The following is a 21,332-nucleotide window of genomic DNA, read 5'->3' as shown; positions in this document are numbered from 1 at the left end:
TTTATGTGTAGATGTACAACGTTAAGAGTATTAATAAGTTTAGTTATGTAATTATGAAAGTTTGATTGAAGGTTAGTATTAAAAGATGTTTATGGTTTGGCAAGGTGATTAGAATAGATGGTTGTTGATGTTGTGGATATTTGTTTGTAAGAGAATTGTATGGGTGAGGTGGTTGGAATATAGTTAGCTTTGTTTTTTTATGTTTAGATGATAAGTGTTTAATGGATGTATTTTGTGTGTTTATTGAATGATTTTAGATTGTTTTAGATGAATGTTATGTTATGGAATGAAAGGAAGGGATATGGTTATTTTAAGGTATTTGGTTTAGAGGGGGAAGATTTGAGGTGGAAAGAAAGAGATGTTGTAGGAGAAGAGTAGTGTTGATTATTATAAGGGAGTTAGGTATGGTATTAGAATTGGTATTTGTGGTTGTTAAGGGATATAGAAGAAGTTTGTTGGTAGATGTTGAGATAAGGGTGATTTTATTAAGTAATATAGATAGAAATAAGTGTGATAGCGAGTTGGAGGTTGTAGTTTTGATGTTTGTATGTGGACGTTTAAGAAGATGAAGGATAAGGGTTGAGGGTGTAGGTGTTAAGATGGAGTGGGTTGGGATAGTGGCAGGGACTGGCTGATTTAAAATTGATGAACAGCATGGGCTACGACGCAATGACCTTCGGAAATCATGAGTTCGATAAAGGCCCAGGTGCTCTCGCCAGCTTCCTGAGCGGGAACGGAAGCGCAGCTGACCCGTCCGGAAAATACAATTTCCAAGCGCCTGACTTCCCGCTTGTCAGCTCAAATGTCGATGTGTCCAAAGAGTCAAAACTCAGACCATTCATGAAAAAAGCAGACACCTTTACGGCAGGGAAAAAGAAAAAAGCAGGCATCTATCCATACATTCTGCTTGATGTAAACGGAGAAAAAGTCGCCGTATTCGGCTTAACGACAGAAGATACGTCCGTCACATCAAGCCCGGGTAAAAGCATTGTCTTTAATGATGCCTTCCAATCCGCACAAGATACGGTAAAAGAAATACAGAACAAAGAACATGTCAATAAAATTGTCGCCCTGACCCATATCGGGCATCAGCGTGATCTCGATCTCGCCAAAAAAGTAAAAGGCATCGACTTAATCGTCGGCGGACATACGCATACGCTTGTAGATAAAATGGAGATTGTCAAAAACGAAGAGCCGACCATCGTTGCCCAGGCAAAAGAATACGGCGAATATTTAGGCCGGGTGGATGTCGCATTTGACAAAAACGGGGTCGTTCTTCCGGAACAATCCTCTCTTCAAGCGCTGCCGGTGAATGAGCAGACGAAAGAAGACCCGGATCTGAAAACAGAGCTTGATCCGTTTAAAAAAGAGCTCATCTCCGTCAAAAATGAAAAAGTCGGCTCCACGAAAGTTGCGCTTGACGGCCGGCGCGAGCATGTCCGCTCTAAAGAAACCAATCTCGGAAACTTCATCGCGGACGGCATGCTGCAAAAAGCGAAGGAAGCCGCCGGCGCCCAGATCGCGATCACAAACGGGGGCGGCATCCGCGCGGGCATTGATAAAGGCGACATCACACTCGGCGATGTGCTGAATGTAATGCCGTTCGGCAACACGCTTTATGTCGCGGATTTAACCGGAAAACAGATCAAACAAGCTCTGGAACAAGGGTTAAGCGGAATTGAGGCTCAAGGGGGCGCCTTCCCTCAAGTTGCCGGTTTAACATACACGTTTACACTGAATAAAAAGCCGGGACACCGCGTTCTTCAAGCTGCTGCCGTGCAGGATGACGGCAGCGTAAAGCCGATTTCTGATAAGAAAACATACAGAGTCGCCACCAGTAACTTTGTCGGTGAAGGCGGAGACGGATATTCCGTCTTTAACGAAGCGTCCCATAAAGAAGACCTTGGCTTTGTCGACTATGAGGTCTTTATCGAGCAGCTTGAAAAAGCGGGAAAAGCGGTGGAACCGAAAGTTGACGGCCGCGCGCAAGAAGTGTACCTGCCGACGAAACAAAAAAACGGCTCGTGGACGCTTGAAGATGACAGCGCATTTGCGGCTTATGCCAAAAACGCCAATACACCGATCGTATACTACGACAAGAATGACGGCGCCAAAAAGCCGATTGATCTCAGCGTAACCAAAAAACAGATCGGCCTGTTAAAGGACAGAACATCTGATTCTTCCCTTACGATCCTGCATGACAAGTTCAGCATGAAAATGCCGATGGCAAACGCTGCAGCTGATGAGACACGGTTCGGCGTGACGCCGAAAAAGAAAGTTAGCGGCGCGCTTTCAAACGTATACGACTTTACAATGAAGCAGAAAAACAAAGACATCAAAACATTCAAAGCGCCTGTAAAGCTTACCATGCGCATTGAGAATACGAAAAAGGCGAAACAGCCGGGCATTTATCACATAGACCGGAAAAAGAACGCCTATACAAAAACAGACAACGGATCGGTTTCACACGATCTCGTCACGGGCTATACCAATCATTTCAGTGAATACGCGATATTAAACGCAAACACGAAGAGCTCGCCGCCGATAAGCGGAGATCACGGCTCCGGAAAGCAGCCAAACGGCCAAAACCCTTCATCCGGCCAAGCGCAGGACGGAGTATCGCCGGGCGGCCTGCTTCCTGATACAGCCACAGCGATGTATTCCATCCTCCTTGCCGGGTTTCTCATCAGCGCGCTCGGAACGGCACTGTATCTGTATCAAAGAAGAAAAGCAAAAAAAGTGAACGAAGCATAAAAAGGCCGCTTTTCTCGGGCGGTTCTCCCAAAAGCTCTCCTGATCTGATGTCAGGGGAGCTTTTCCCGGTCCGCCTTCTGAATCGACAGCGGTACGGCCGAATGATAAAATATGAGCGTTATTTATGCAGCAGCTGCATAGCTTGACACTTCACGGCGGGGCCTGTTTGGAGGACTTTTTTTGATAATAACAAAAAACAAACGAAACAGCATTACTTACAAAATAAAGCTGTTTTACGTGATAACAGCGCTTTGCTGTATCAGCTCGCTCATTTTCGTCAATTACAACGCTTCTTTTTATGAGCGCCCGATTGCCAAAGTGACGAAAACAGCATTGGAACACCAGTCTGATGTGCAGGACATGCACAAAAACAAAGATAAGATTTTCAGTCAGACGATTACAGCCAAACTTGAAAACGGCAGTCAAAAAGGAAAGCTCATTCATTTGTCCAATCAGTATTCCTCATCCGGAGCGAATGATCAAAAGTATCAGCCCGGCGATGAAGTATTCGTGTCAATTGATAAAGGGAAACCATCAAGTAAGGATATATCCGGAAGCATTATAGATAAAAAACGGGATAAACAGCTTTTGCTGATCGCTTGGATTTTCATATTCACCCTACTGATCGTCGGCAAAAAACAAGGCTTCTTTTCGATCATCAGCCTGATGTTTAACGCTGTTTTATTGTCTTATGCATTAGATTTATACCGAAAGCACCCGAATATCGGGCTGATTTTCATCTGCGGTATCTGTATTCTCATCTTTACTGTCATTTCATTGCTGCTTGTCAGCGGTTTTCACGCGAAAACATATGCCGCCATAGCCGCGACGCTCGCAGGCACTTTTGTCTCCCTGCTCATTACGTATTTGGTGATGGCGGCAACCGGAGAAAAAGGTCTCAGATATGAAGAAATGCAGTATTTAACCCGCCCTTATCACACGGTGTTCATGGCCGGGGTATTTATCGGATCACTGGGAGCGGTCATGGATGTGGCCATTACCATGACGTCATCTGTCTTTGGATTATATGAAGAAAACAAGAGTATCTCATTACAAGCACTCAAACGTTCCGGAATGGAGATCGGTAAAGACATCATGGGGGCGATGACCAACATTCTGTTTTTTGCTTATATCAGCGGCTCTATACCGATGATGCTTTTGTATTTGAAAAATGATTCCCCGATAGGATTCACTCTTTCTATGAACATTTCCTTGGAAATAGCCAGAGCATTGGCGGGGGGAATCGGAATTGTATTAACCATCCCCGCCAGTCTGTATGCTTCTGTCTTTTTTATTAAACGAAAGAAGGCAAGCTCATGAATGTCATCGTAATTCTTGCGGCGATTTTATTTCTATTGATGGTTCTCATCGGCGGTAAAAAGGGAGCGAGGTCTTTTATTGCGCTATTTTTAAATTTCGGCGTTCTCTTTCTCACCATCATTTTAATGACAGACCCGCACATCAATCCGATTGTTTTAACATTGCTCTCTTCCGCCGCGATTTGCAGCATTACACTTTTTTATATTAACGGGGGTAACGTCAAAACCGTAACCGCCTTTATTTCTGCCATGCTGACGATCGTATTGATGCTGTTTTTTATTCTGGCCGTCACGAAACAGACTTCGATTCAAGGGTTTGGTGAAGAAGAACTGGGTGATATCGGCATATTCACACTTTTTGTCGGGGTGGATTTTGTGAAGGTTACCGCGGCTATGATCATTATGGGCACGATAGGGGCAATTACCGATGTGGCGATCTCCATTACATCACCGATGAGAGAGATTTACAGCTATAACCCGTCCATGAGCCGAAAAGATCTGTACAAATTCGGTTTAAGCATCGGGAGAGATATTTTAGGAACGAATACGAATACGTTATTCTTTGCTTTTTTCGGCAGCTATTTGGCTTTAATTATCTGGTTTAAAGACTTATCATACTCTGCTGAAAAAATAGTGAACTCAAAAGTCTTCAGCGCGGAAGCCGTCACCATTCTTTGCGCCGGCGTCGGGATCGGCATCATCATTCCCGTTACGTCCTGGATCACCGCCTGTTTTTTAGCGAAACAGACGAAACGTTAAAAGCTGCCGGGAAAATCCCGGCAGCTTTTTTTATTGATCTTATACCCACTTTACAACGTCTTTTGCGGCAGATCTTGTTTTCGGACGCGGTTCTCTGACACGGTAACCGAATGCGGCCATGACAGAGATGTCGAAACTTCCGTTTTCCAGAAGTCCTTCTTCCTCAAGGATCCGGTGGATTTCTTTGTAGTTGAAGCCTTCTACAGGGCAAGAGTCGATTCCGATCTGCGCCGCGGCTGTCATCATATTGCCAAGTGCGATGTATGTCTGTTTTGAAGCCCAGTCAAACAGCGCTCGATCTGATTCAAGCAGATTGAAATCATTTTTCTGGAAATCTTCTGTTTTGCTGATATAGCCTTCATACATATCTTCCGGCATTTTTTTGACTTCCTTCAAGTGGTTTTTGACATAATCGGCGTCAAAACGGATATCCTTTGCCGTCCGGGCAAGCAGAAGTACGAAGTGGCTTGCAGTCGGCAGCTGCTTTTGCGCGCCCCATGTGAACTCGCGGAGTTTTTCACGAAGCTCCGGGTTTTGAACGACGACAAATTTCCAAGGCTCCAAACCGAGTGAGCTCGGGGACAGTCTTCCCGTTTCTAAAATGAATTCAAAATCGCTTTCTGAAATTTTTTTCTCAGGATCAAATTCCTTTGTGGCGTGTCTGAATTGATACGCTTCGATGATCTGCTGTTTTTTATCTGACATTCATGATCTCTCCTTTTTATCTCATTATGTACTATTGTAGCCATTATTTTTGAAAGTACCAGTACGCACATTTTTGTTGGATAGTATTCATTTTGATACTGACAAAAAAACGGGCTGCCGCGGCAGTCCGTTTTTATTTTTCTCTTCTCGCAAAGCCGACGAAACGGAATGTATCGAGTCTGTGCCGGCTTTCCGTTACTGAAAGAAGCTGGTGTCCTCCAAAAAGACACGGTTTTTCACGACTGCCATATGGCTGAATCCGGGCGAAATTCACAACAGGAGCGCAAAAAGCATACAGTACTGTACAACTAAGTTAAAGAGGTGTGAAGAGATGCCATCCACTGTTATCAACCTGTACTATCTGAAGATTAACAGTATTTCTGGCAACGGATCTATTACGATTGGGGAAGCGGCATACAACAGTCCCACCACAAACAACAAATCACAAGGACTGAACTCTTCATTCGGCGATACGTCACCTATAGAATCGATGATGGAGAACTTGTTAAATGATCCTGATGTAAACGACCAGACAGCCATCGGAACTGCAGATACCGCAAATATTACGCCGGTGCCGCCCATTATAGATTAAAGGGGTTTTTATGAATGCCTTACCAAATTAACGTCGTCAATATAAAAGTAAACGGAGCCACCCAAAACGGAAACGTCGATATCGGTCAGACCGTACAAAACAGCCACACCGCCAACAGCAAATTTGTCGGCGCGAACTTTTCTTTAGGAGACTTTTCACCGGCCGCCGGATGTTTGAATTCGGGCCATCTTGACCCTGATGTGAGCGACCAGGATCAGATCGCCAACCCGTCAATGCCGATCGCAAATCAAATATAAGGGGGGTTTGCTGAAGTGGATATCGAAAAAATGAGAAAGTGGCTTGAGATTACGAACGAGCACAAGCCCAGCGACTTTTGGACCAATGTCCTGAAACGGAAATCTCCCGAAGAATTTTTCTCCTTACAAAAAAACACCTTGGTTTATGATATCTATCAGGATGAACAGCACACATTTGTCATTGTGGAAATGCCCGGCGTCTACGAAGAAGAATTGACATTGAGGCTGGTGTCAAGAACGCGGCTGCATATAAAAGGAAACATCACGCCCCTTTTTCCAAAGGACATGGGGATCTGCCAAAACCGATATTACGGAGAAATTGATGAGACGATTGAACTTCCTGAACCGGCTGAGCCCCATCTGCTGCAGGCGCAGTGCATGAACGGCCTGCTCCACATTTCCTATCCGCGCCTTATGGAATACATTCCTTTTCAGCAGAAAATATAAGGAACCGGTTTACGGACGGTTCAGGCGTCTGTACACTTTCTCCTTATAATGAGAAGATGCGGGTTCTGAGAACATGTCTCTCTCCTCCGTCAGCTTGTCGAGTCTGACTTGTTTTTCCGTCCGTTTGTTCCGCAGGTGATCCAGCTCCGTTTCATTGCGGCACTTGGCGATCAAATAATCGAGCGTCATCAGCTCTTTCTTCAGCGCGCCCTCATCCTCGGCGATCCCGGCATTTTTCAACATGCGGTAGCCCATTCTGAGCGACTCCGGAAGATGTGCGGCATCGTCTTTCGGCAGGGGCTTTCCCATGCCTTTGATGCCGGCGAATTCTCCATCCTTAATGGCGCGCTTGATTTTATCTTCAGCCACGATATGGGCAATATCCATCACTTGTTACCTCCTTTTTTCAATTAGACCGGATCATATCCATACAAAAATCCTGATCCCATTTTGTTCCATTCGGATTTTTCTTAGGCGGCATTCATCAGATAAACCGCCGTTGCGACAGCGTTTTTCGCCCTTTTTCCGATGAGCCTTTTCCACCTTTTCTATTTGCTGGTTTCATGGTATATTGATTACGTTCGTTTTTTCTATCGTTCCGTGTAAACCGTGATCGGAAAAAAGGAGTGTAACAATGAAAACATTTATAAAAGAAAGAGGACTTGCCTTCTTCTTGATAGCGGTCGTGTTATTGTGGGTGAAAACATATGCTGCTTATATTTTAAACTTTAACCTCGGCATAGACAACACGATCCAGAAAATATTGCTTTTTGTGAATCCGCTGAGCTCCGGCCTGTTCTTTCTTGGATTTGGACTTCTTTTCAAGAAAAAATTACAGCAGACAGCCATTATTGTGATTCATTTTTTATTGTCTTTTTTGCTTTATGCAAACATCGTCTATTATAGATTCTTTAATGATTTCATTACCATCCCGGTCATGATGCAGGCAAAAACAAACGGCGGCCAGCTCGGAGACAGCGCGTTCTCATTAATGAGATGGACAGACGTCTTCTACTTCCTGGATACCGTCATTTTGATTATTTTGGCCCTTAAGATGAAAAAACCGGCTGAAAAACCGGCGAAGAAATCATTCAGAATCGTTTTGGCTTCCGCCGTGCTTGTGTTCCTGATCAACCTCGCCGTAGCGGAAACCGACCGTCCTGAGCTTTTGACACGCTCATTTGACCGTAACTATCTGGTGAAATACTTGGGCACGTACAACTTTACGATTTACGATGCCGTGCAGAATGTGAAGTCAAACAGCCAGCGCGCGCTTGCCGATTCAAGCGATGTAACGGATGTGGAAAACTATATGAAGGCCAACTATGACGTGCCGAACAATGTCTACTTCGGAAAAGCCGAAGGAAAAAACGTGATCTACGTCTCATTAGAGTCTCTGCAGTCCTTCATCATTGATTACAAAATTAACGGCAAGGAAGTGACGCCGTTTTTAAACAAACTGGCGCATGACAATCAAACATTCTACTTTGATAACTTTTTCCACCAAACGGGACAAGGTAAAACATCAGATGCGGAATTTATGATGGAGAACTCTCTGTACCCGCTCTCGCAAGGTTCGGTTTTCGTCAATAAAGCGCAAAACACGCTGCAGTCCGTTCCTGCGATTTTAAAAGGCAAAAACTACACGTCTGCCGCTTTCCACGGAAATACGCAGACCTTCTGGAACCGTAACGAAATGTACAAAGCGGAAGGCATCGATAAGTTTTTCGATTCTGCTTATTATGACATGAGCGAAGAGAATACGAAAAACTACGGCATGAAAGACAAACCGTATTTCAAAGAATCCATGCCGCTCTTAAAGAGCCTGCCGCAGCCGTTCTATACGAAGTTCATTACGCTGTCAAACCACTTCCCGTTCGGGATGGATAAAGAAGACACAGACTTCCCGGCGGGAGACTTTGGCGATTCGGTCGTCAATAACTACTTCCAGTCCGCGAACTATCTGGATGAATCAATCGAACAGTTCTTTAATGACCTGAAAAAAGACGGCCTGTATGATAAATCGATTATTGTGATGTACGGAGACCACTACGGCATCTCTGAAAACCATAATAAAGCGATGGCGAAAGTGCTTGGCAAAGATGAGATCAATGAATACGACAATGCCCAGCTTCAGCGGGTTCCGCTCTTTATCCACGCTCCGGGCGTGAAAGGCGGCCGCAATCATAAATTTGCCGGCGATGTCGATGTCGCGCCGACTGTTCTCCATCTGCTCGGCGTCGATACGAAAGATTATCTCATGTCAGGTTCAGATATCTTATCGAAAGAGCACAGAGAAGTGATTCCGTTCCGTAACGGCGACTTCATCTCACCGAACTACACGAAAGTATCCGGCAAGTATTACGATACGAAAACCGGAAGACTTTTAGATGATTCAGAAGTCGACAAAAAAGAAGACTCACTCGTCAAGACTGAGCTTGAGATGTCTGATAAGATCATCAACGGAGATCTGCTTCGCTTCTATCAGCCGAAAGGCTTCAAGAAAGTGGATCCTTCAAAAATCAATTATACAAAGCGTGAAGATTCTTCAGCAGATGATCAAAAAGAATAAACAAAAGCCAGATCATATCAATGATCTGGCTTTTTTATGTTCAGCTCCCGGCAGCGGCCATAGAGCGCTTTTGCAGGCTGTCGGAAAGAACCGAATAAGCGACGACTTTCTTTTTCTGCTGTTTGACGACATCTACATGATCTTCGTAGCTGTATACAAACACCGTCACATCTTTTTTCCCTTTTCTCGTCTTAATGACAAGCGGGTCGGCTCCGTTCTGCGGATGAAGATACCGCTCTTCATCACCTGGGTATATATAATGCCGTTCGATAAATACGGCTTCGTTAAAATCATCAATCACCCGGCGTTTGTCTTCGCCTTCCAGACGTTTTCCGCCGAGGGATACGGCAGCGGACGCGTCACTGAGCTTCGAATGGGTTTCAAATTTTCGGAGAATCCATTCCACCGCTCCGGTAGGAAGGCATGTCAGCACAATCTTAATCAGGCTTATGACAACAATTGAAACAACTGCAATCCACGTCACCTTACATCATCTCCATACTTGTTCTACATGAATCTTACCACAGGAGGAAACGTTGTTTTTTGTCCATTATGTGAAACTTGATATATGTTCAAAAAAACCCGGATCACATAGATGATTCGTGCTTCGGTCTACTTCTGACCGTCATGGCGGACGGCCTCTCTCAACTCTTCTGCGACAAATTCGACGTTCGGCCCGATAATGACCTGCGCCGTTTTATTCCCCGTTTTGATAACCCCTTTTGCTCCCGCTTTTTTAAGTGCCGTCTCATTAATGAGGGATGTATCCTGAACGGTCAGTCTGAGGCGGGTCGCACAGTGATCAATCGTTTCGAGATTTTGTCTGCCTCCGAGCCCCTTGAGCATGGCATGTTCTTCAACCGAACCGGCCGTATCCTCACTAAGCACTTCTTCCTCTTCCTCATCATCTTCCCGTCCCGGCGTCTTCAAGTTTAACGATTTGATGAGCACGTAGAAGACAGCAAAATAGATCACCGCATAACAAAGCCCGACAACGAGCAGCAAAAGCGGTTTTTCCGCAATACCGTAGCTGAGAAGATAATCGATCGCCCCCGCTGAGAACGAAAAGCCTGACCTGATGCCGAGAATATTGACGATAAATAAAGAGAACCCGGTTAATAAAGCATGAACCCCGTACAGAAGCGGTGATAAAAACATAAATGCAAATTCAATCGGTTCTGTAATTCCGGTAATAAATGCCGTCAGCGCAAGGCCGATCATCATTCCGGCCGTCGCTTTGCGCTTGCTTGGCTTAGCTGCGGCAATCATTGCCAGACAAGCGGCCGGAAGCCCGAACATCATAATCGGAAAGAATCCCGTCATATAAGTCCCGGCCGTCGGATCCTTCGCAAAGAAGCGGGCCAGATCTCCCGTTTTTCCGTGAAAATCGCCAAACTGGAACCAAAAAATATTATTCAGTACATGATGAAGACCGAATGGAATCAAAAGCCGGTTAAAAATCCCGTAAATTCCGGCACCGATGCCCCCGAGCCCGATCATCCATTCCCCGAATGACGTAATCACCGACTGAATCGGCGGCCACACAAAGCCGAAAATACCGGCCAAAATAATGGTAATCAGCGCCGTTACAATCGGAACGAGCCTGCGTCCGCTGAAAAATCCGAGATATTCAGGCAGCTTCGTATCCTTAAAGCGATTATACGTGTATCCCGCAATTAACCCCGCGATAATCCCTCCGAAAACGGCCATATTATTTGTCGAATTGATCGATTTTACAGCCGCGTCCAGCATAATATAGGAAATTGCTCCCGACAGAGCGGCGGCCCCATTGCTGTCTTTTGAGATCCCGATCGCGATTCCGATCGCAAAAATCAGCGGCAAATGATCAAATACCGCTGTCCCCGCCGCATAAATGAACGGAATATTTAATAAATCCTCTCTGCCGATGGCCAAAATAATACCCACGGCGGGCAGAACGGCAATCGGAAGCATAAAGGATTTTCCGAGTTTTTGCAAAAATTGAAGCATATTACCCATCCCCCTTCTTTTTTCTTAAATATATCACATAAGTCATCTAGTGATCTATACCAATTTTCCCTTCATTTATGCACATAAGGCTTGTTGGTTTTCTATTTATAAAGCAGTTGTGGTAAGCTTGAATCAGATGATTAAACATAGAAAGCGGGAATGACAATGATTGTAACGAACGATCAAGAATTAGAAGGTCTTAAAAAAATCGGCAGAATCGTCGCCCTGGCGCGTGAAGAAATGAAGAAAAAGGCAGAGCCCGGCATGAGCACGAAAGATCTTGACCTGATCGGAAAGGCGGTGCTTGACGAACACGGAGCCGCTTCCGCTCCGGAGAAGGAATACGATTTCCCCGGCGTGACATGCATCAGCGTAAATGACGAAGTCGCTCACGGCATTCCGAGCGCCTCTAAAATCTTAAAAGCCGGGGATCTTGTAAATATCGATATTTCGGCGGAGTTCGGCGGTTTTTATTCCGATACGGGAATTTCATTCGTGCTCGGAGAAGGCGATGAACGTCTGCAAAAGCTTTGCAACTGCGCACAATCCGCGTTTCAAAAAGGACTGGAGCAGGCAAAAGCCGGAAAACGCCAAAATCAGATCGGCAGAGCCGTCTACCATGAAGCCCGCTCCAACGGATTTACCGTCATTAAAACGCTGACGGGCCACGGAATCGGCAGAAACCTCCATGAAGCGCCGAACCACATCATGAATTACTACGATCCGTTTGATAACGCGCTGTTTAAAAACGGCACCGTGATCGCGCTTGAGCCGTTTATTTCCACGAAGGCTGAAACCATTGTTGAAGCGGGAGACGGCTGGACATATAAAACACCGGATAAAAGCCTTGTCGCCCAAGTGGAGCACACCATCGTCATCACAAAAGACAAACCGATTATTTTAACGGCATTGTAATGTTTCATCTCCCTTCCAAACAGGTATACAACAACTAACCCGAAGGAGGGAGACGCATGAAAAAAGATAAAGAAAAAATCAAAATCGAAAACGAAATACACGCCATGCACGGCGTTACGAAACAGCAGATTTTAGAGGATTTCGAGGAATTTAAAGCGTACCTTCACCAGAAAATTTCCGCCGGAAAGAAACTAGGCCTGGATGACAGCAAAATCATCAAAAGCGCCGCCATCCTCGGGGACTATCTCGCCAAGCACGAGGAGCCCCGCAATGCGGAAGAAAAACTTTTACAAGAGCTGTGGGATATTGCGGATGACAATGAAAAACAGCATTTGGCCCAGCTTCTCGTCAAACTTGCCGGACACTGATACAGTGCCCGGCTTTTTATGTTTCGTGACAAGAGATGTGCTACACTGGACATATGTCTGTGAAAGGAGCCATTTTTCAACATGTGGTTTATTATCTTCGGGTTTATTTTCTTTATTGAAAGCATCATTCTGACCGTTTACGGGGTGAAGAAAAAGAAGGGGATGCTGATTTATTTCGGCGTCGTATTCGGAATTATGACACTCGGCACGGTGCTGTTAAAATTAACCGGCCATTAAGCATGAACAGACCGCCCTTTACATATATATGTAAGAAAGCTTTACATCTCTGAATCGAAAGGCTCAGTTTTTGCTTTCCCCCTTTTCAGCGTCTTTTTATAGATGTTACAATGCCAAAAGTTTGGCAAAAACTGAAGAAACCCTCCCCTGCGGGAGAACGGAGAAAGGAGTTTTCTGACATGCATTATGGCAGTAAAGGCTGGTATGTAGAAGAATTAAAGAAAAAAGGAATTACCCACTATGAAGGAAGAAAGCTTCAAAGCTTCAAAAAGTATTTCCTTGCCAATCTGCTGGAAACAAAGAAACAAGCATAACGTCAATCAGCCGTGCTGTCAGTGCAGCGCGGCTTTTTTTCTATACATTCAAGAGCCTGTCTCTTTTTTTAAGGAAGGACTCCCTCCAGCTTTCTGACAGCGCTTCTTCCCGCAGCACTTCTTCAATGGCCGGCAGATTGCCTGAATCATGGTATTTCACTTCATTCGCATACCAGACGGAAATGCTTTCTTTGCCTCTCGACAAACGCTTCAGGACCGGATGCGGATCGACATATCCTTCTTCAATCACCCTGAAATAAAAGCCGGTAAATCCCGTCTGCTGTACACGGAGCACCATATCTTTGATGCCGTATTTGAGGGCGAGTTTGACGCAGGGCTGGCGCGGCTGGCTTACTTGCACGACGGCTTCGCCCAGCTGAAACACGTCTCCGAGCCATACGTCCTGTTCGGCCAGCCCTTTGACTGTTACATTCTCTCCGAACGCTGCGGCGGGCAGTTTTCTCGCAAGCGTTGTTTCCCAATATGAATAATGCTCGGCGGGATACACGCACACCGCTTTATCAGGGCCGCCGTGATTCTTCAGATCGGCTTGTCCGTCCCCCGCAAAATGGGTTTTATACAGCATGACGGGAGAATCCGCAGGCCGCTTGACGATGCCGGAATTGATTTGTCTGCCGGCAAATTCATGAATTGCCGGCATTCCGAGATTGATAGATAAGACAGAATAGTCTTGCGTCATCCCGTTCACATCCTTTGCGAAATATCATATCTTTCCTTTATCATAGTAGGAAAAAGGTGGTTTTTCCATGCTTCAATATCATATGTTTGCAGACGGCCGGGTTCAAGGCGTCGGTTTTCGCTACTTCGTCCAGATGGAAGCAGACAGACATAAGATTACCGGCTGGGTCAAAAACCGCGATGACGGCCGGGTTGAAATCCTTGCCGAAGGCCCTGAAGAGTCGTTAAAACACTTTGCCGAAGCCGTCAGAAAAGGCAGCTCCTTCTCAAATGTAACAGGCGTAACCATCGAAGAATCACGCCATCTGAAAGGGTACCGCACCTTTTCCATCAGCTACTGATAAGGCTTGTCCTGATAAAAATAATTCGGCTTCACAATCGTATTGTCGTATGATTTATGGAAAATGTGGGTGGAAGCCGGCGAGATCGGCGGAATCAGCCAGGTCCAGTCTCCCGTCAGCTTTCTGCCCGCGTCTTGTTCCTGCTCTTCAAAACGCTTAAACTGATTTGCCGCCGTATGATGATCGACAATGCTGACACCGTGTTTTTTGTATGAATAGAGCACTGCCTTATTCAGTTCTACAAGCACCTGATCTTTCCACAGGTCGGTATTCAGGCTGGATGAAATCCCCATGGCCGACGCGATTTTTCTGAGCAGATCATACCGTTTCTCATCAGCAAGATTCCTTGCGCCGATTTCGGTTCCCATATACCAGCCGTTAAAAGGCGCCGCGTTGTACGACAGTCCGCCGATTTCAAGCCTCATATCGGCGATAATCGGAACCCCGTACCATTTGATATTCAAATCGGCAAACTCTTCAATATCAGGATGAGAGATCGGCACCTCTTTCACGAGAGCCTGAGGCAGGTCGTACCAAACGGGCTGCTCGTCCCCTTTCATCCGGAACAGCAGCGGCAAAATATCAAAATCGGTCCGCTTTCCGCGCCAGCCGAGTTTTTCGCAGACAGCCGTCAGCTCATACGATGCCGGATCGCCGATTCTTCCTTTTTCAGTCTCATATCCCGCATAGCGAATGAGCTGATGATTCCAGATTTCGACCTGTTTCTCCCCATTCTTCTCAGGAGGGAAAATCGTAATTGTCGGTTTAATTTTTCCGCCGTTCGTCGCGATTTCGATATGTTCAAATAAAGCGTCGCGCACCTCTTCTTTTGTATTCACGCCGCGCCGGTCAATGACGTTCAGCGATTGCCAGAACAGACGCCCGATACAGCGGTTGCTGTTGCGCCATGCCATTTTTGCCCCGTGTTCAAGCTCTTCCGCCGTATGGACATAACTGCTCGTCCGATCTATCTCATCTTTTATCGAGTGAAGACGCGCATTGATTTGCGATTCCATGCCGAGTTCCTGATAGCAGACCTCAATAAAATCCTTCGCCTCATCCCAGAGTAATTCCGTATGTTTCAAAAAACTCTCTCCTTCAATTTACATCTGCTTCTCATTGTATCGTTTTTAAGGGTGAACACAATGGTTTTTTTGTCTCATACTGGAAAGTGCAAAGAAAAAACACCTGTGATTTTCGCAGGTGTTTCACAAAACGGAATGCAGTTTTTCAGCCAGTGTAAGCAAATCATCACGGTAGTTTTTTCCTGACATCGGAATCCCGTGACCCGTCAAAAGCGCTTCCGGCTCCAGTTCGGCAAGTTTTTGAACGGATGCTGCCGCAGTCTGCGTATCCGCTGTGAAATAGGCGGGCGGCCCGTGAAGCTCTTGCTTTTGAATGACAACGTCCGCAAGGGATTCCTGCTCAACAGTGATCACGGCATCACCGGCAATCAAAACGCGGTCTTTCTCCCGGAATAATGAAATATGGCCGGTGGTGTGGCCGGGCGTATGAATCCATTTCCAATCTTCAAGCAATGGAACGGCGCCATCTGAAGGCAGCGCCTGAACGGACGGAATGCGGATCGTATGGCGGGGAAACAGCGGTGACAGCTTTGCGACAAGCCCTTTTTTCGCATCCGGCCTGGCAGGCGGATAATCCGCTTTTCCCGTGACGTACGGGAGCTCCTGTTCATGAATATAAACCGGTACATCCCAATGCTTAAGCAGCTCTTCCATCGCACCGACATGGTCAAAATGGCCGTGCGTCAAAATGACGGCCTTCAGCTGATACCCCTGCCCGAACCGGCGTTTCATTTCATCTGTAATCATTTCCGCCGATTGCGGCATTCCCGCGTCAACAAGAATGATTTCCCCCGGAACTGAGGGATTTTCGATAAAGTAAACATTCGCAATCTGCACGGTCAGTCCGTAAACGCCGTCCGCCGCTTTAAAACCGACGCCGCTTTTAACCGAAAAAAGCGGCATAAACGGATCACTCATCATGGCACCTCCTCTGATGCCTTTAGTGTGCGACGAACAGGCTGTTTTATGTTAAAAAATCGTGATCGCGCCGATAAGGAGTGCAAAGGCAGTCATGACGATAACGGCAAGAACCGCCCATTTCATCGCAAATTTCTGATGCTCATCAATGGTTACCCCGGCAAGCCCGACTAATAAATGCGTCGACGGCACGAGCGGGCTTAACATATGAATCGGCTGGCCGATAATCGAAGCGCGGGCGATTTCCACCTTATCAACACCATACGCCACGGCGGTTTCGGACAAAATGGGCAGCACGCCGTAAAAATAGGCGTCATTGGGCATCAGAAATGTAAAAATACCGCTCGTTAAGGCAACAATCGCCGGAATAAATCCCCCCAGCTGCTCCGGAATAAGCGAAACGAGAGATATGGCCATTTCATCAACCATTTTCGTCCCCGTTAAAATTCCGGTAAACACGCCTGCGGCAAAAATCATCGACCCGATCGCTAGCACATTGCTCGAATGGGCTGAAATGCGCTCCCTTTGATCGTTAAGCTTCGGATAATTGACAATCAGCGCGATACAAAACGCGATGATGAACAGCACGGTTAAATTCACTTTTCCTGATACTAAAAACCCGACTAAAGAAAGCGTTAAAAGTAAATTGAACCACCACAGTTTCGGCCGCTTCCATTCATCTTCCACAGCCGCAGCCGTTTCATTTGTATGGGACGGCTGCTTTAATTCGATCACCCCGAGCCGTTTCCTTTCCATCCTTCCGAGTACATAAGCGACCGCAATCATACACACCATGCCGCTCGCAATGACAGGCAGCATCGGTCCCGTCAGCTCCGCCGGGTCCACGCCGAGCGCGCTCGCCGCCCGCGGCGTCGCGCCGCCCCATGGGATCGTGTTCATAATCCCCATGCCGACCCCGGCGATTCCCGCTAAAATAATCGGACGGATTCCGAGCATAATATATAAAGGCAGCATTGCGCTAGTCGTAATCATATACGTCGTCGAACCGTCTCCGTCCAGCGCGACAAGCATGGTCAGCACGGCTGTTCCGACAACAATTTTGAGCGGATCGCCTTTGACCAGCTTTAAAATACGCGCAACCATCGGATCGAATAAACCGGTATCAATCATAATGCCGAAATAAAGAATCGCAAACATAATCATGACTGCAATCGGCGCCACCTGTTCAATACCGGAGATCATCATCCCGCCGACCCGGTTAAATGAAAAGCCGGCAATCAGCGCAAATACGATCGGCGTCAATACGAGCGCAGTTAACACCGAAAGCCGTTTTGTCATAATCAGCACCATAAAAACAACCATCATAAGAAAGCCTAAGATTGCTAACACAGTATGTCCCCCTTATTATGAATACGCTTACATTTTAAAGGCCCGATTCCCCTTCATCCGCCTTTTTGCTATATTATGAGAATTGCATGTTGAAGTAAATATTTTGGATTTTAAAGATTTTTAATTTTTTATAACCTTTTCGTTCATTTTGTTCATTTATAAATAAAAAGGATTCCGCATGTCTGCGGAATCTTTATTTTTCGCTGCTCATCATTTCTTTATAAAACTCGGTCTGCTCTTCTAAAAAGTGTTTTGCGCCGCTGCTGTTTTTATAAAAGCTCTCCCAATCCTGTTTTTTCATCATTTGTTTCCACTCCGCAGATGAGGTAATCTGCTTCAAAGCCTGATCCCAATAAGCGATCTCGCCTTCGGTCATGTCTTTCGGTCCCATGATGCCTCTCCAGTGGGCAAAGACAAACGGCACTCCCTGTTCTTTCCATGTCGGGACATCGCTGAAGCCCGAAAGCCTTTTGTCAGAAGTAACGGCCGCTAATGTGATTTTCCCTTTTTGATAGGTGTCTCTCGCTTCTGAAATGGTCATCGAGGCGGCATCTATATCATGATTGATAAGAGCTTCAATGACTTCATTGCTGCTCCCGTATTGAAAAAAGCGGATATCAAACGGCGAAATTCCCGCCATTTCCGCGGCTCTCGCAAAGGAGAGCTGGTCATCATTTCCGAGACCGGGCGCAAATCCGATCTTTATGCCGCCCGGATGTGTTTTAATATCGCCGAGCAGCTGCTTTCCGCTTTTTATCTTTGAATCTTTCGGAAGAGCGACAGTCTGCCACTCTTTTGCAATAATGGCCAAAGGCGTAAAATCATCTGCCTTCAGCCGGCTTTGTCCTAAAATTTCATTGCTTAACAGCAGGCTTGAATTCATACTGATGACATCCGTTTTGCGTTCGTTTACATATTTCCAGCCGCTGTCTCCGCCTCCGCCGGGCTTATAGATAATCTTTACGGGCCGGTCTAATATATGCTTCCGCTCTATTACCGATTGCAAAGCTTTTGCCGTTACATCCCAGCCCCCTTGAGGCGCTGCGGGTACGACGATTTCAATCGGTCCTCCGGCTGAGCGGATGCCCGCCATCTGCCGTCCGTCAAATGAAACCAGCGCCGCCAGCAAAACAAGGAGCACTCCCAACCGCTTCATTTCTCCCATCCCTTATTCATGTGCTAAATAATATTTCCGTTCCGGCCTGCCGATAATGCCGTACTCTAATTCAGCGAGCGCTTCTTCCTGAGAAACGAGAAACTCGGCGTAGCGCCGCGCTGTTGTTCTGGAGGCCCCCATTTTTTCACCCAGTTCTTCAGCCGTCATCCCTTTTTCTGCAGTCCTGAGCGCGTTTTTGATTTTTTGAAGTGTAATAGAATTAATGCCTTTGGGCAGATCATTGAGCTGTTTTTGTTCTTTCTGGCCGCTTCCGAAAAACATATCGATGACGGACTGGCTCAGCTCCGGCTGTGAGTGCAGCCAATCTCTTTTTTCACGGTACTGCAAAAGCACTTCTGTAAATTTATGTGCCGAAACCGGCTTTATGACATAGTGGGAAACGCCTGATCTGAGCGCTTCCTGCAGCAATCTTGTTTCGGCAGAAGCCGTAATAATGATGATATCAACAGAAGGAAAACGGCAGCGGATGAGCGGCAACAAATCTGTCCCCAGCTCATCCGGCATATAAATATCCAAAAGCAGCAGATCAGGCTGCCGGTTCTCAAGCAGCGATATGGTGTCTTTGGCATTGATTGCTTTGCCGATGACATTGAATCCATCAAGATGTTCGATGAATTTTTCATGGATTTGCGCGATTCGAAAGTCGTCCTCTGCAATCGCGATATTAATCACACGGATTCCCCCTTTGGCCTTTCTTTCGGTATAAACACCGTAAATACGGCACCGCCGCTCTTTTGCTGTGAAATCTCTATCCATCCCTGCAATTCACTGACGGCTTCCTTCAGATTGGCTAAGCCGTATCCTCTCCTTGTCCCCTTTGAAGAGTATCCCTTTTCAAATATCGTTTCTGTTTTTTCCTGAGGCACCCCATCTCCCGAGTCCGCCACTTCTATGACAATATCCCTTCCGATATCAGTCATAAAAAAGGATACCTCTTTTTTCTCTTTTTCGGCGACGGCTTCGAAAGCGTTATCAATAAGATTTCCGATGATTGTAATGAGCTGGGATGAGCCCACATGCGCCGGCAGCGATTCTAAAAAGCTGTTTTCATCTATTGAAAGCTTCACTTTCTTCTCAGATGCCTTTCCCATTTTTCCTAATAGTATGGCCTGAACCCGCTGTGAATGAATGTTTTGAAAGAGGATTTCGTGCTGTTCATTCTGGATGGCGTACTCTTCTTTAATCAGTTCAATGGCTTCATCGTATTCTCCCAGTTCTAACAGACCGAGTATCGCGTAAAGCTTGTTTGAGAATTCATGCGTTTGCGCACGGAGATCTTCCGAGTATTTTTTTATTTCAGTCAGCTCGTTAATCAGCTTCTTGAGCTCCGTTTTTTCGCGGAAGCTTATGACCGCTCCGTATACTTGCCCGGCCTGTCTCATCTCTTTTACGTTTAAGATAAACACTTTATCCCCGGCTCGCACCTCCACGTTCGGCGGTAATTCTCCGCCTGCAAAAACGGGCATGAGCCTTGCGCCCGGCATGATTTCTTTTATATGCCTTCCGATCATCGGTTCCGGAAGATGCAGCATATCAGCCGCAGACAAATTCATCATGGTCACCGCACCTTCTTTGTTTACGGCGATAATCCCTTCTTTAATCGCAAGGAGCATCGCATTTCGCTCCCGGTACAGCGCCGCAATTTCATGCGGTTCAAGGCCGAGTGTATCTTTACGGATGCTTTTTGCAAGCGCCGCCGCTCCCCCGATGCCGATAAGGAACACCAAACATGCAAAATAGCTTAAGTGCCGCAGATGCGCTTTCATATCTTTTTCTATCTCATCTTGCAGAAACTCGACTGTCACCGTTCCGACGACTTCGTTATGATTTTTTTCCTCCAGAATAACCGGTGCGCTTCCCCGGACGGCCTTCATTCCGTCAGAAACCGGAGCTCCGCCGAACATGACGGCTTTGTTTTTCAGATTTTGATTGTCTTTCGGAATGCTGCTGCGATCCGAATGAAACACGGCATGCCCTTTTTGATCGGTAATGTAGACGGCGTGCGCACCTGCCTGTTCTTTCATTTGTTCAATGACGTCTAACTTTTTAAAAGCATTTTGATCCGCAAGCCGGAATGCCTCTTTTACAGGCGGCATGTATGATATGGTTTTTGCCGTCTGCACCGCCAGCTGTTCCGCCTGCTTCTGGCCTTCCTTTAATTGCTGAAAGGCAAATATAACAGTAAGCGTTCCGATGACAAGTATTAATAAAGCCGTAATTAATCCGGCGATTTTCATTTGCAGAGAGACATAAAACCGTTTCTCTTCCAACACAGCACCAGCCGTCCTTTCCTCCTAAAATCATACCACTTTTTATATCCTTATTTTTTATTTTTAAGAATTTTCGTGATCTTTTTCTCTTGCTGATTTTCAAAAAGGATGATAGGCATATTTTCACTTTTGAGGATTTATGTAACAAAGAATGATCGCGCCTGCTCCGGTTAGCCCTGTTGCTCAGTCAACCCCGTTCATTTATGCTGGCAATGACAGCCTCATAACAATACCCACAGCAGCCACCCCAAGATTCGTATCTGT

Annotated in this window: 23 protein-coding genes and 2 pseudogenes; 13 read left to right on the top strand and 12 right to left on the bottom strand. The window is 46.2% G+C overall.

Going from position 1 to position 21,332, the window contains the following annotated elements; translation table 11 throughout:
• Positions 1 to 377 precede the first annotated feature (377 nt).
• From AADZ70_RS18825 to AADZ70_RS18810, 4 genes and pseudogenes are all read left to right on the top strand, one after another.
• Positions 378 to 569: a hypothetical protein gene (locus AADZ70_RS18825; RefSeq protein ID WP_342007472.1), complete on the top strand. Its 192-nt coding sequence runs from the start codon at positions 378 to 380 to the stop codon at positions 567 to 569.
• Between the two features lie 49 nt (positions 570 to 618).
• A pseudogene (locus tag AADZ70_RS18820) lies at positions 619 to 2,754 on the top strand (5'-nucleotidase C-terminal domain-containing protein); the annotation flags it as partial.
• Between the two features lie 180 nt (positions 2,755 to 2,934).
• Entirely contained in the window at positions 2,935 to 4,074 is a 1,140-nt protein-coding gene (locus AADZ70_RS18815; RefSeq protein ID WP_342007471.1) for a YibE/F family protein, read from the top strand.
• Complete coding sequence (locus tag AADZ70_RS18810) at positions 4,071 to 4,832, top strand: YibE/F family protein (protein WP_047476487.1); 762 nt, start codon at positions 4,071 to 4,073, stop codon at positions 4,830 to 4,832. The genes AADZ70_RS18815 and AADZ70_RS18810 overlap by 4 nt, the downstream gene beginning before the upstream one ends.
• A gap of 39 nt (positions 4,833 to 4,871) precedes the next feature.
• Here the strand turns inward: AADZ70_RS18810 and AADZ70_RS18805 are convergent, their stop codons facing one another.
• Together AADZ70_RS18805 and AADZ70_RS18800 are read right to left on the bottom strand one after the other, a co-directional pair.
• Positions 4,872 to 5,537, bottom strand: a complete 666-nt coding sequence (locus AADZ70_RS18805) for an NAD(P)H-dependent oxidoreductase (RefSeq protein WP_016936776.1) — start codon at positions 5,535 to 5,537, stop codon at positions 4,872 to 4,874.
• A gap of 133 nt (positions 5,538 to 5,670) precedes the next feature.
• Positions 5,671 to 5,798 (bottom strand): annotated as a pseudogene (locus tag AADZ70_RS18800) (trehalose operon repressor); the annotation flags it as partial.
• Positions 5,799 to 5,868: 70 nt separating this feature from the next.
• On the opposite strand from AADZ70_RS18800, the gene AADZ70_RS18795 reads away from it, so the two are divergent.
• From AADZ70_RS18795 to AADZ70_RS18785, 3 genes are read left to right on the top strand one after another with little or no spacing between them, the layout of a single operon-like run.
• Positions 5,869 to 6,129 carry a spore germination protein gene (locus AADZ70_RS18795; RefSeq protein ID WP_007408496.1) on the top strand — a complete coding sequence of 87 codons (261 nt, stop codon included), beginning with the start codon at positions 5,869 to 5,871 and terminating at the stop codon, positions 6,127 to 6,129.
• Between the two features lie 14 nt (positions 6,130 to 6,143).
• Positions 6,144 to 6,386: a spore germination protein gene (locus tag AADZ70_RS18790; RefSeq protein WP_003155595.1), complete on the top strand. Its 243-nt coding sequence runs from the start codon at positions 6,144 to 6,146 to the stop codon at positions 6,384 to 6,386.
• Positions 6,387 to 6,401: 15 nt separating this feature from the next.
• The gene (locus AADZ70_RS18785; protein WP_016936777.1) at positions 6,402 to 6,833 is read left to right on the top strand and encodes an Hsp20/alpha crystallin family protein; all 432 of its coding nucleotides are present in this window, start codon (positions 6,402 to 6,404) and stop codon (positions 6,831 to 6,833) included.
• Positions 6,834 to 6,842: 9 nt separating this feature from the next.
• Here AADZ70_RS18785 and AADZ70_RS18780 read toward each other — a convergent pair whose 3' ends face one another.
• Entirely contained in the window at positions 6,843 to 7,220 is a 378-nt protein-coding gene (locus tag AADZ70_RS18780; RefSeq protein ID WP_016936778.1) for a DUF1992 domain-containing protein, read from the bottom strand.
• A 247-nt stretch (positions 7,221 to 7,467) separates the two neighbouring features.
• Between AADZ70_RS18780 and AADZ70_RS18775 the strand changes: the two genes are divergently transcribed.
• The gene (locus AADZ70_RS18775) at positions 7,468 to 9,405 is read left to right on the top strand and encodes an LTA synthase family protein (RefSeq protein WP_342007470.1); all 1,938 of its coding nucleotides are present in this window, start codon (positions 7,468 to 7,470) and stop codon (positions 9,403 to 9,405) included.
• Positions 9,406 to 9,445: 40 nt separating this feature from the next.
• On the opposite strand, the gene AADZ70_RS18770 is transcribed toward AADZ70_RS18775, so the two are convergent.
• Both AADZ70_RS18770 and nagE read right to left on the bottom strand, forming a co-directional pair.
• Positions 9,446 to 9,889: a YfmQ family protein gene (locus tag AADZ70_RS18770; protein ID WP_007408492.1), complete on the bottom strand. Its 444-nt coding sequence runs from the start codon at positions 9,887 to 9,889 to the stop codon at positions 9,446 to 9,448.
• Between the two features lie 128 nt (positions 9,890 to 10,017).
• Positions 10,018 to 11,394, bottom strand: coding sequence for an N-acetylglucosamine-specific PTS transporter subunit IIBC (gene nagE / locus AADZ70_RS18765; RefSeq protein WP_342007469.1), 1,377 nt, complete (start codon positions 11,392 to 11,394; stop codon positions 10,018 to 10,020).
• Between the two features lie 165 nt (positions 11,395 to 11,559).
• On the opposite strand from nagE, the gene map reads away from it, so the two are divergent.
• The 4 genes from map (at position 11,560) to AADZ70_RS18745 (ending at position 13,228) form a co-directional block, all read left to right on the top strand.
• Positions 11,560 to 12,309: a type I methionyl aminopeptidase gene (map, locus tag AADZ70_RS18760; RefSeq protein ID WP_016936782.1), complete on the top strand. Its 750-nt coding sequence runs from the start codon at positions 11,560 to 11,562 to the stop codon at positions 12,307 to 12,309.
• Between the two features lie 56 nt (positions 12,310 to 12,365).
• Positions 12,366 to 12,677, top strand: coding sequence for a DUF3243 domain-containing protein (locus AADZ70_RS18755; RefSeq protein WP_003155607.1), 312 nt, complete (start codon positions 12,366 to 12,368; stop codon positions 12,675 to 12,677).
• An 81-nt stretch (positions 12,678 to 12,758) separates the two neighbouring features.
• Complete coding sequence (locus tag AADZ70_RS18750) at positions 12,759 to 12,914, top strand: hypothetical protein (RefSeq protein WP_003155608.1); 156 nt, start codon at positions 12,759 to 12,761, stop codon at positions 12,912 to 12,914.
• Positions 12,915 to 13,093: 179 nt separating this feature from the next.
• Entirely contained in the window at positions 13,094 to 13,228 is a 135-nt protein-coding gene (locus AADZ70_RS18745; RefSeq protein ID WP_003155609.1) for a YflJ family protein, read from the top strand.
• Positions 13,229 to 13,268: 40 nt separating this feature from the next.
• On the opposite strand, the gene AADZ70_RS18740 is transcribed toward AADZ70_RS18745, so the two are convergent.
• Entirely contained in the window at positions 13,269 to 13,928 is a 660-nt protein-coding gene (locus AADZ70_RS18740; protein WP_016936783.1) for an MOSC domain-containing protein, read from the bottom strand.
• A gap of 67 nt (positions 13,929 to 13,995) precedes the next feature.
• Here AADZ70_RS18740 and AADZ70_RS18735 point away from each other — a divergent pair, with 67 nt between their 5' ends.
• Positions 13,996 to 14,268, top strand: a complete 273-nt coding sequence (locus AADZ70_RS18735) for an acylphosphatase (RefSeq protein WP_342007468.1) — start codon at positions 13,996 to 13,998, stop codon at positions 14,266 to 14,268.
• On the opposite strand, the gene AADZ70_RS18730 is transcribed toward AADZ70_RS18735, so the two are convergent.
• The 6 genes from AADZ70_RS18730 to AADZ70_RS18705 form a co-directional block, all read right to left on the bottom strand.
• Positions 14,262 to 15,353 (bottom strand): nitric oxide synthase oxygenase, encoded by a 1,092-nt coding sequence (locus tag AADZ70_RS18730; RefSeq protein WP_342007467.1) that lies wholly within the window; start codon positions 15,351 to 15,353, stop codon positions 14,262 to 14,264. The genes AADZ70_RS18735 and AADZ70_RS18730 overlap by 7 nt on opposite strands.
• A gap of 123 nt (positions 15,354 to 15,476) precedes the next feature.
• Positions 15,477 to 16,271: an MBL fold metallo-hydrolase gene (locus AADZ70_RS18725; protein WP_198698942.1), complete on the bottom strand. Its 795-nt coding sequence runs from the start codon at positions 16,269 to 16,271 to the stop codon at positions 15,477 to 15,479.
• A 51-nt stretch (positions 16,272 to 16,322) separates the two neighbouring features.
• Positions 16,323 to 17,621, bottom strand: coding sequence for a citrate:proton symporter (locus AADZ70_RS18720; protein ID WP_047476462.1), 1,299 nt, complete (start codon positions 17,619 to 17,621; stop codon positions 16,323 to 16,325).
• 193 nt (positions 17,622 to 17,814) lie between these two features.
• Positions 17,815 to 18,777, bottom strand: coding sequence for a tripartite tricarboxylate transporter substrate-binding protein (locus tag AADZ70_RS18715; protein ID WP_045925410.1), 963 nt, complete (start codon positions 18,775 to 18,777; stop codon positions 17,815 to 17,817).
• Positions 18,778 to 18,789: 12 nt separating this feature from the next.
• A complete protein-coding gene (locus tag AADZ70_RS18710) occupies positions 18,790 to 19,470 on the bottom strand; it encodes a response regulator (RefSeq protein WP_016936789.1) in 681 nt (226 codons plus the stop codon).
• Positions 19,467 to 21,071 carry a sensor histidine kinase gene (locus AADZ70_RS18705; protein WP_064778129.1) on the bottom strand — a complete coding sequence of 535 codons (1,605 nt, stop codon included), beginning with the start codon at positions 21,069 to 21,071 and terminating at the stop codon, positions 19,467 to 19,469. Before AADZ70_RS18705 ends, AADZ70_RS18710 begins: the two co-directional genes overlap by 4 nt.
• Between the last annotated feature and the right edge of the window lie 261 nt (positions 21,072 to 21,332).

This window comes from Bacillus sp. YBsi01, assembly GCF_038406745.1.
In the GTDB taxonomy this organism is placed as follows: Bacteria; Bacillota; Bacilli; order Bacillales; family Bacillaceae; genus Bacillus; species Bacillus siamensis.
The sequence above is the reverse complement of the archived record's forward strand: the minus strand, read 5'-3'. Positions and strand labels throughout refer to the sequence as shown.

Bases quoted from the DNA above. Each gene is read 5' to 3' on its own strand.
- AADZ70_RS18810 (WP_047476487.1), top strand. From the start codon at position 4,071: ATGAATGTCATCGTAATTCTTGCGGCGATTTTATTTCTATTGATGGTT.
- AADZ70_RS18805 (WP_016936776.1), bottom strand. From the start codon at position 5,537: ATGTCAGATAAAAAACAGCAGATCATCGAAGCGTATCAATTCAGACAC.
- AADZ70_RS18795 (WP_007408496.1), top strand. From the start codon at position 5,869: ATGCCATCCACTGTTATCAACCTGTACTATCTGAAGATTAACAGTATT.
- AADZ70_RS18790 (WP_003155595.1), top strand. From the start codon at position 6,144: ATGCCTTACCAAATTAACGTCGTCAATATAAAAGTAAACGGAGCCACC.
- AADZ70_RS18780 (WP_016936778.1), bottom strand. From the start codon at position 7,220: ATGGATATTGCCCATATCGTGGCTGAAGATAAAATCAAGCGCGCCATT.
- AADZ70_RS18775 (WP_342007470.1), top strand. From the start codon at position 7,468: ATGAAAACATTTATAAAAGAAAGAGGACTTGCCTTCTTCTTGATAGCG.
- nagE (WP_342007469.1), bottom strand. From the start codon at position 11,394: ATGCTTCAATTTTTGCAAAAACTCGGAAAATCCTTTATGCTTCCGATT.
- map (WP_016936782.1), top strand. From the start codon at position 11,560: ATGATTGTAACGAACGATCAAGAATTAGAAGGTCTTAAAAAAATCGGC.
- AADZ70_RS18755 (WP_003155607.1), top strand. From the start codon at position 12,366: ATGAAAAAAGATAAAGAAAAAATCAAAATCGAAAACGAAATACACGCC.
- AADZ70_RS18750 (WP_003155608.1), top strand. From the start codon at position 12,759: ATGTGGTTTATTATCTTCGGGTTTATTTTCTTTATTGAAAGCATCATT.
- AADZ70_RS18745 (WP_003155609.1), top strand. From the start codon at position 13,094: ATGCATTATGGCAGTAAAGGCTGGTATGTAGAAGAATTAAAGAAAAAA.
- AADZ70_RS18740 (WP_016936783.1), bottom strand. From the start codon at position 13,928: ATGACGCAAGACTATTCTGTCTTATCTATCAATCTCGGAATGCCGGCA.
- AADZ70_RS18735 (WP_342007468.1), top strand. From the start codon at position 13,996: ATGCTTCAATATCATATGTTTGCAGACGGCCGGGTTCAAGGCGTCGGT.
- AADZ70_RS18725 (WP_198698942.1), bottom strand. From the start codon at position 16,271: ATGAGTGATCCGTTTATGCCGCTTTTTTCGGTTAAAAGCGGCGTCGGT.
- AADZ70_RS18715 (WP_045925410.1), bottom strand. From the start codon at position 18,777: ATGAAGCGGTTGGGAGTGCTCCTTGTTTTGCTGGCGGCGCTGGTTTCA.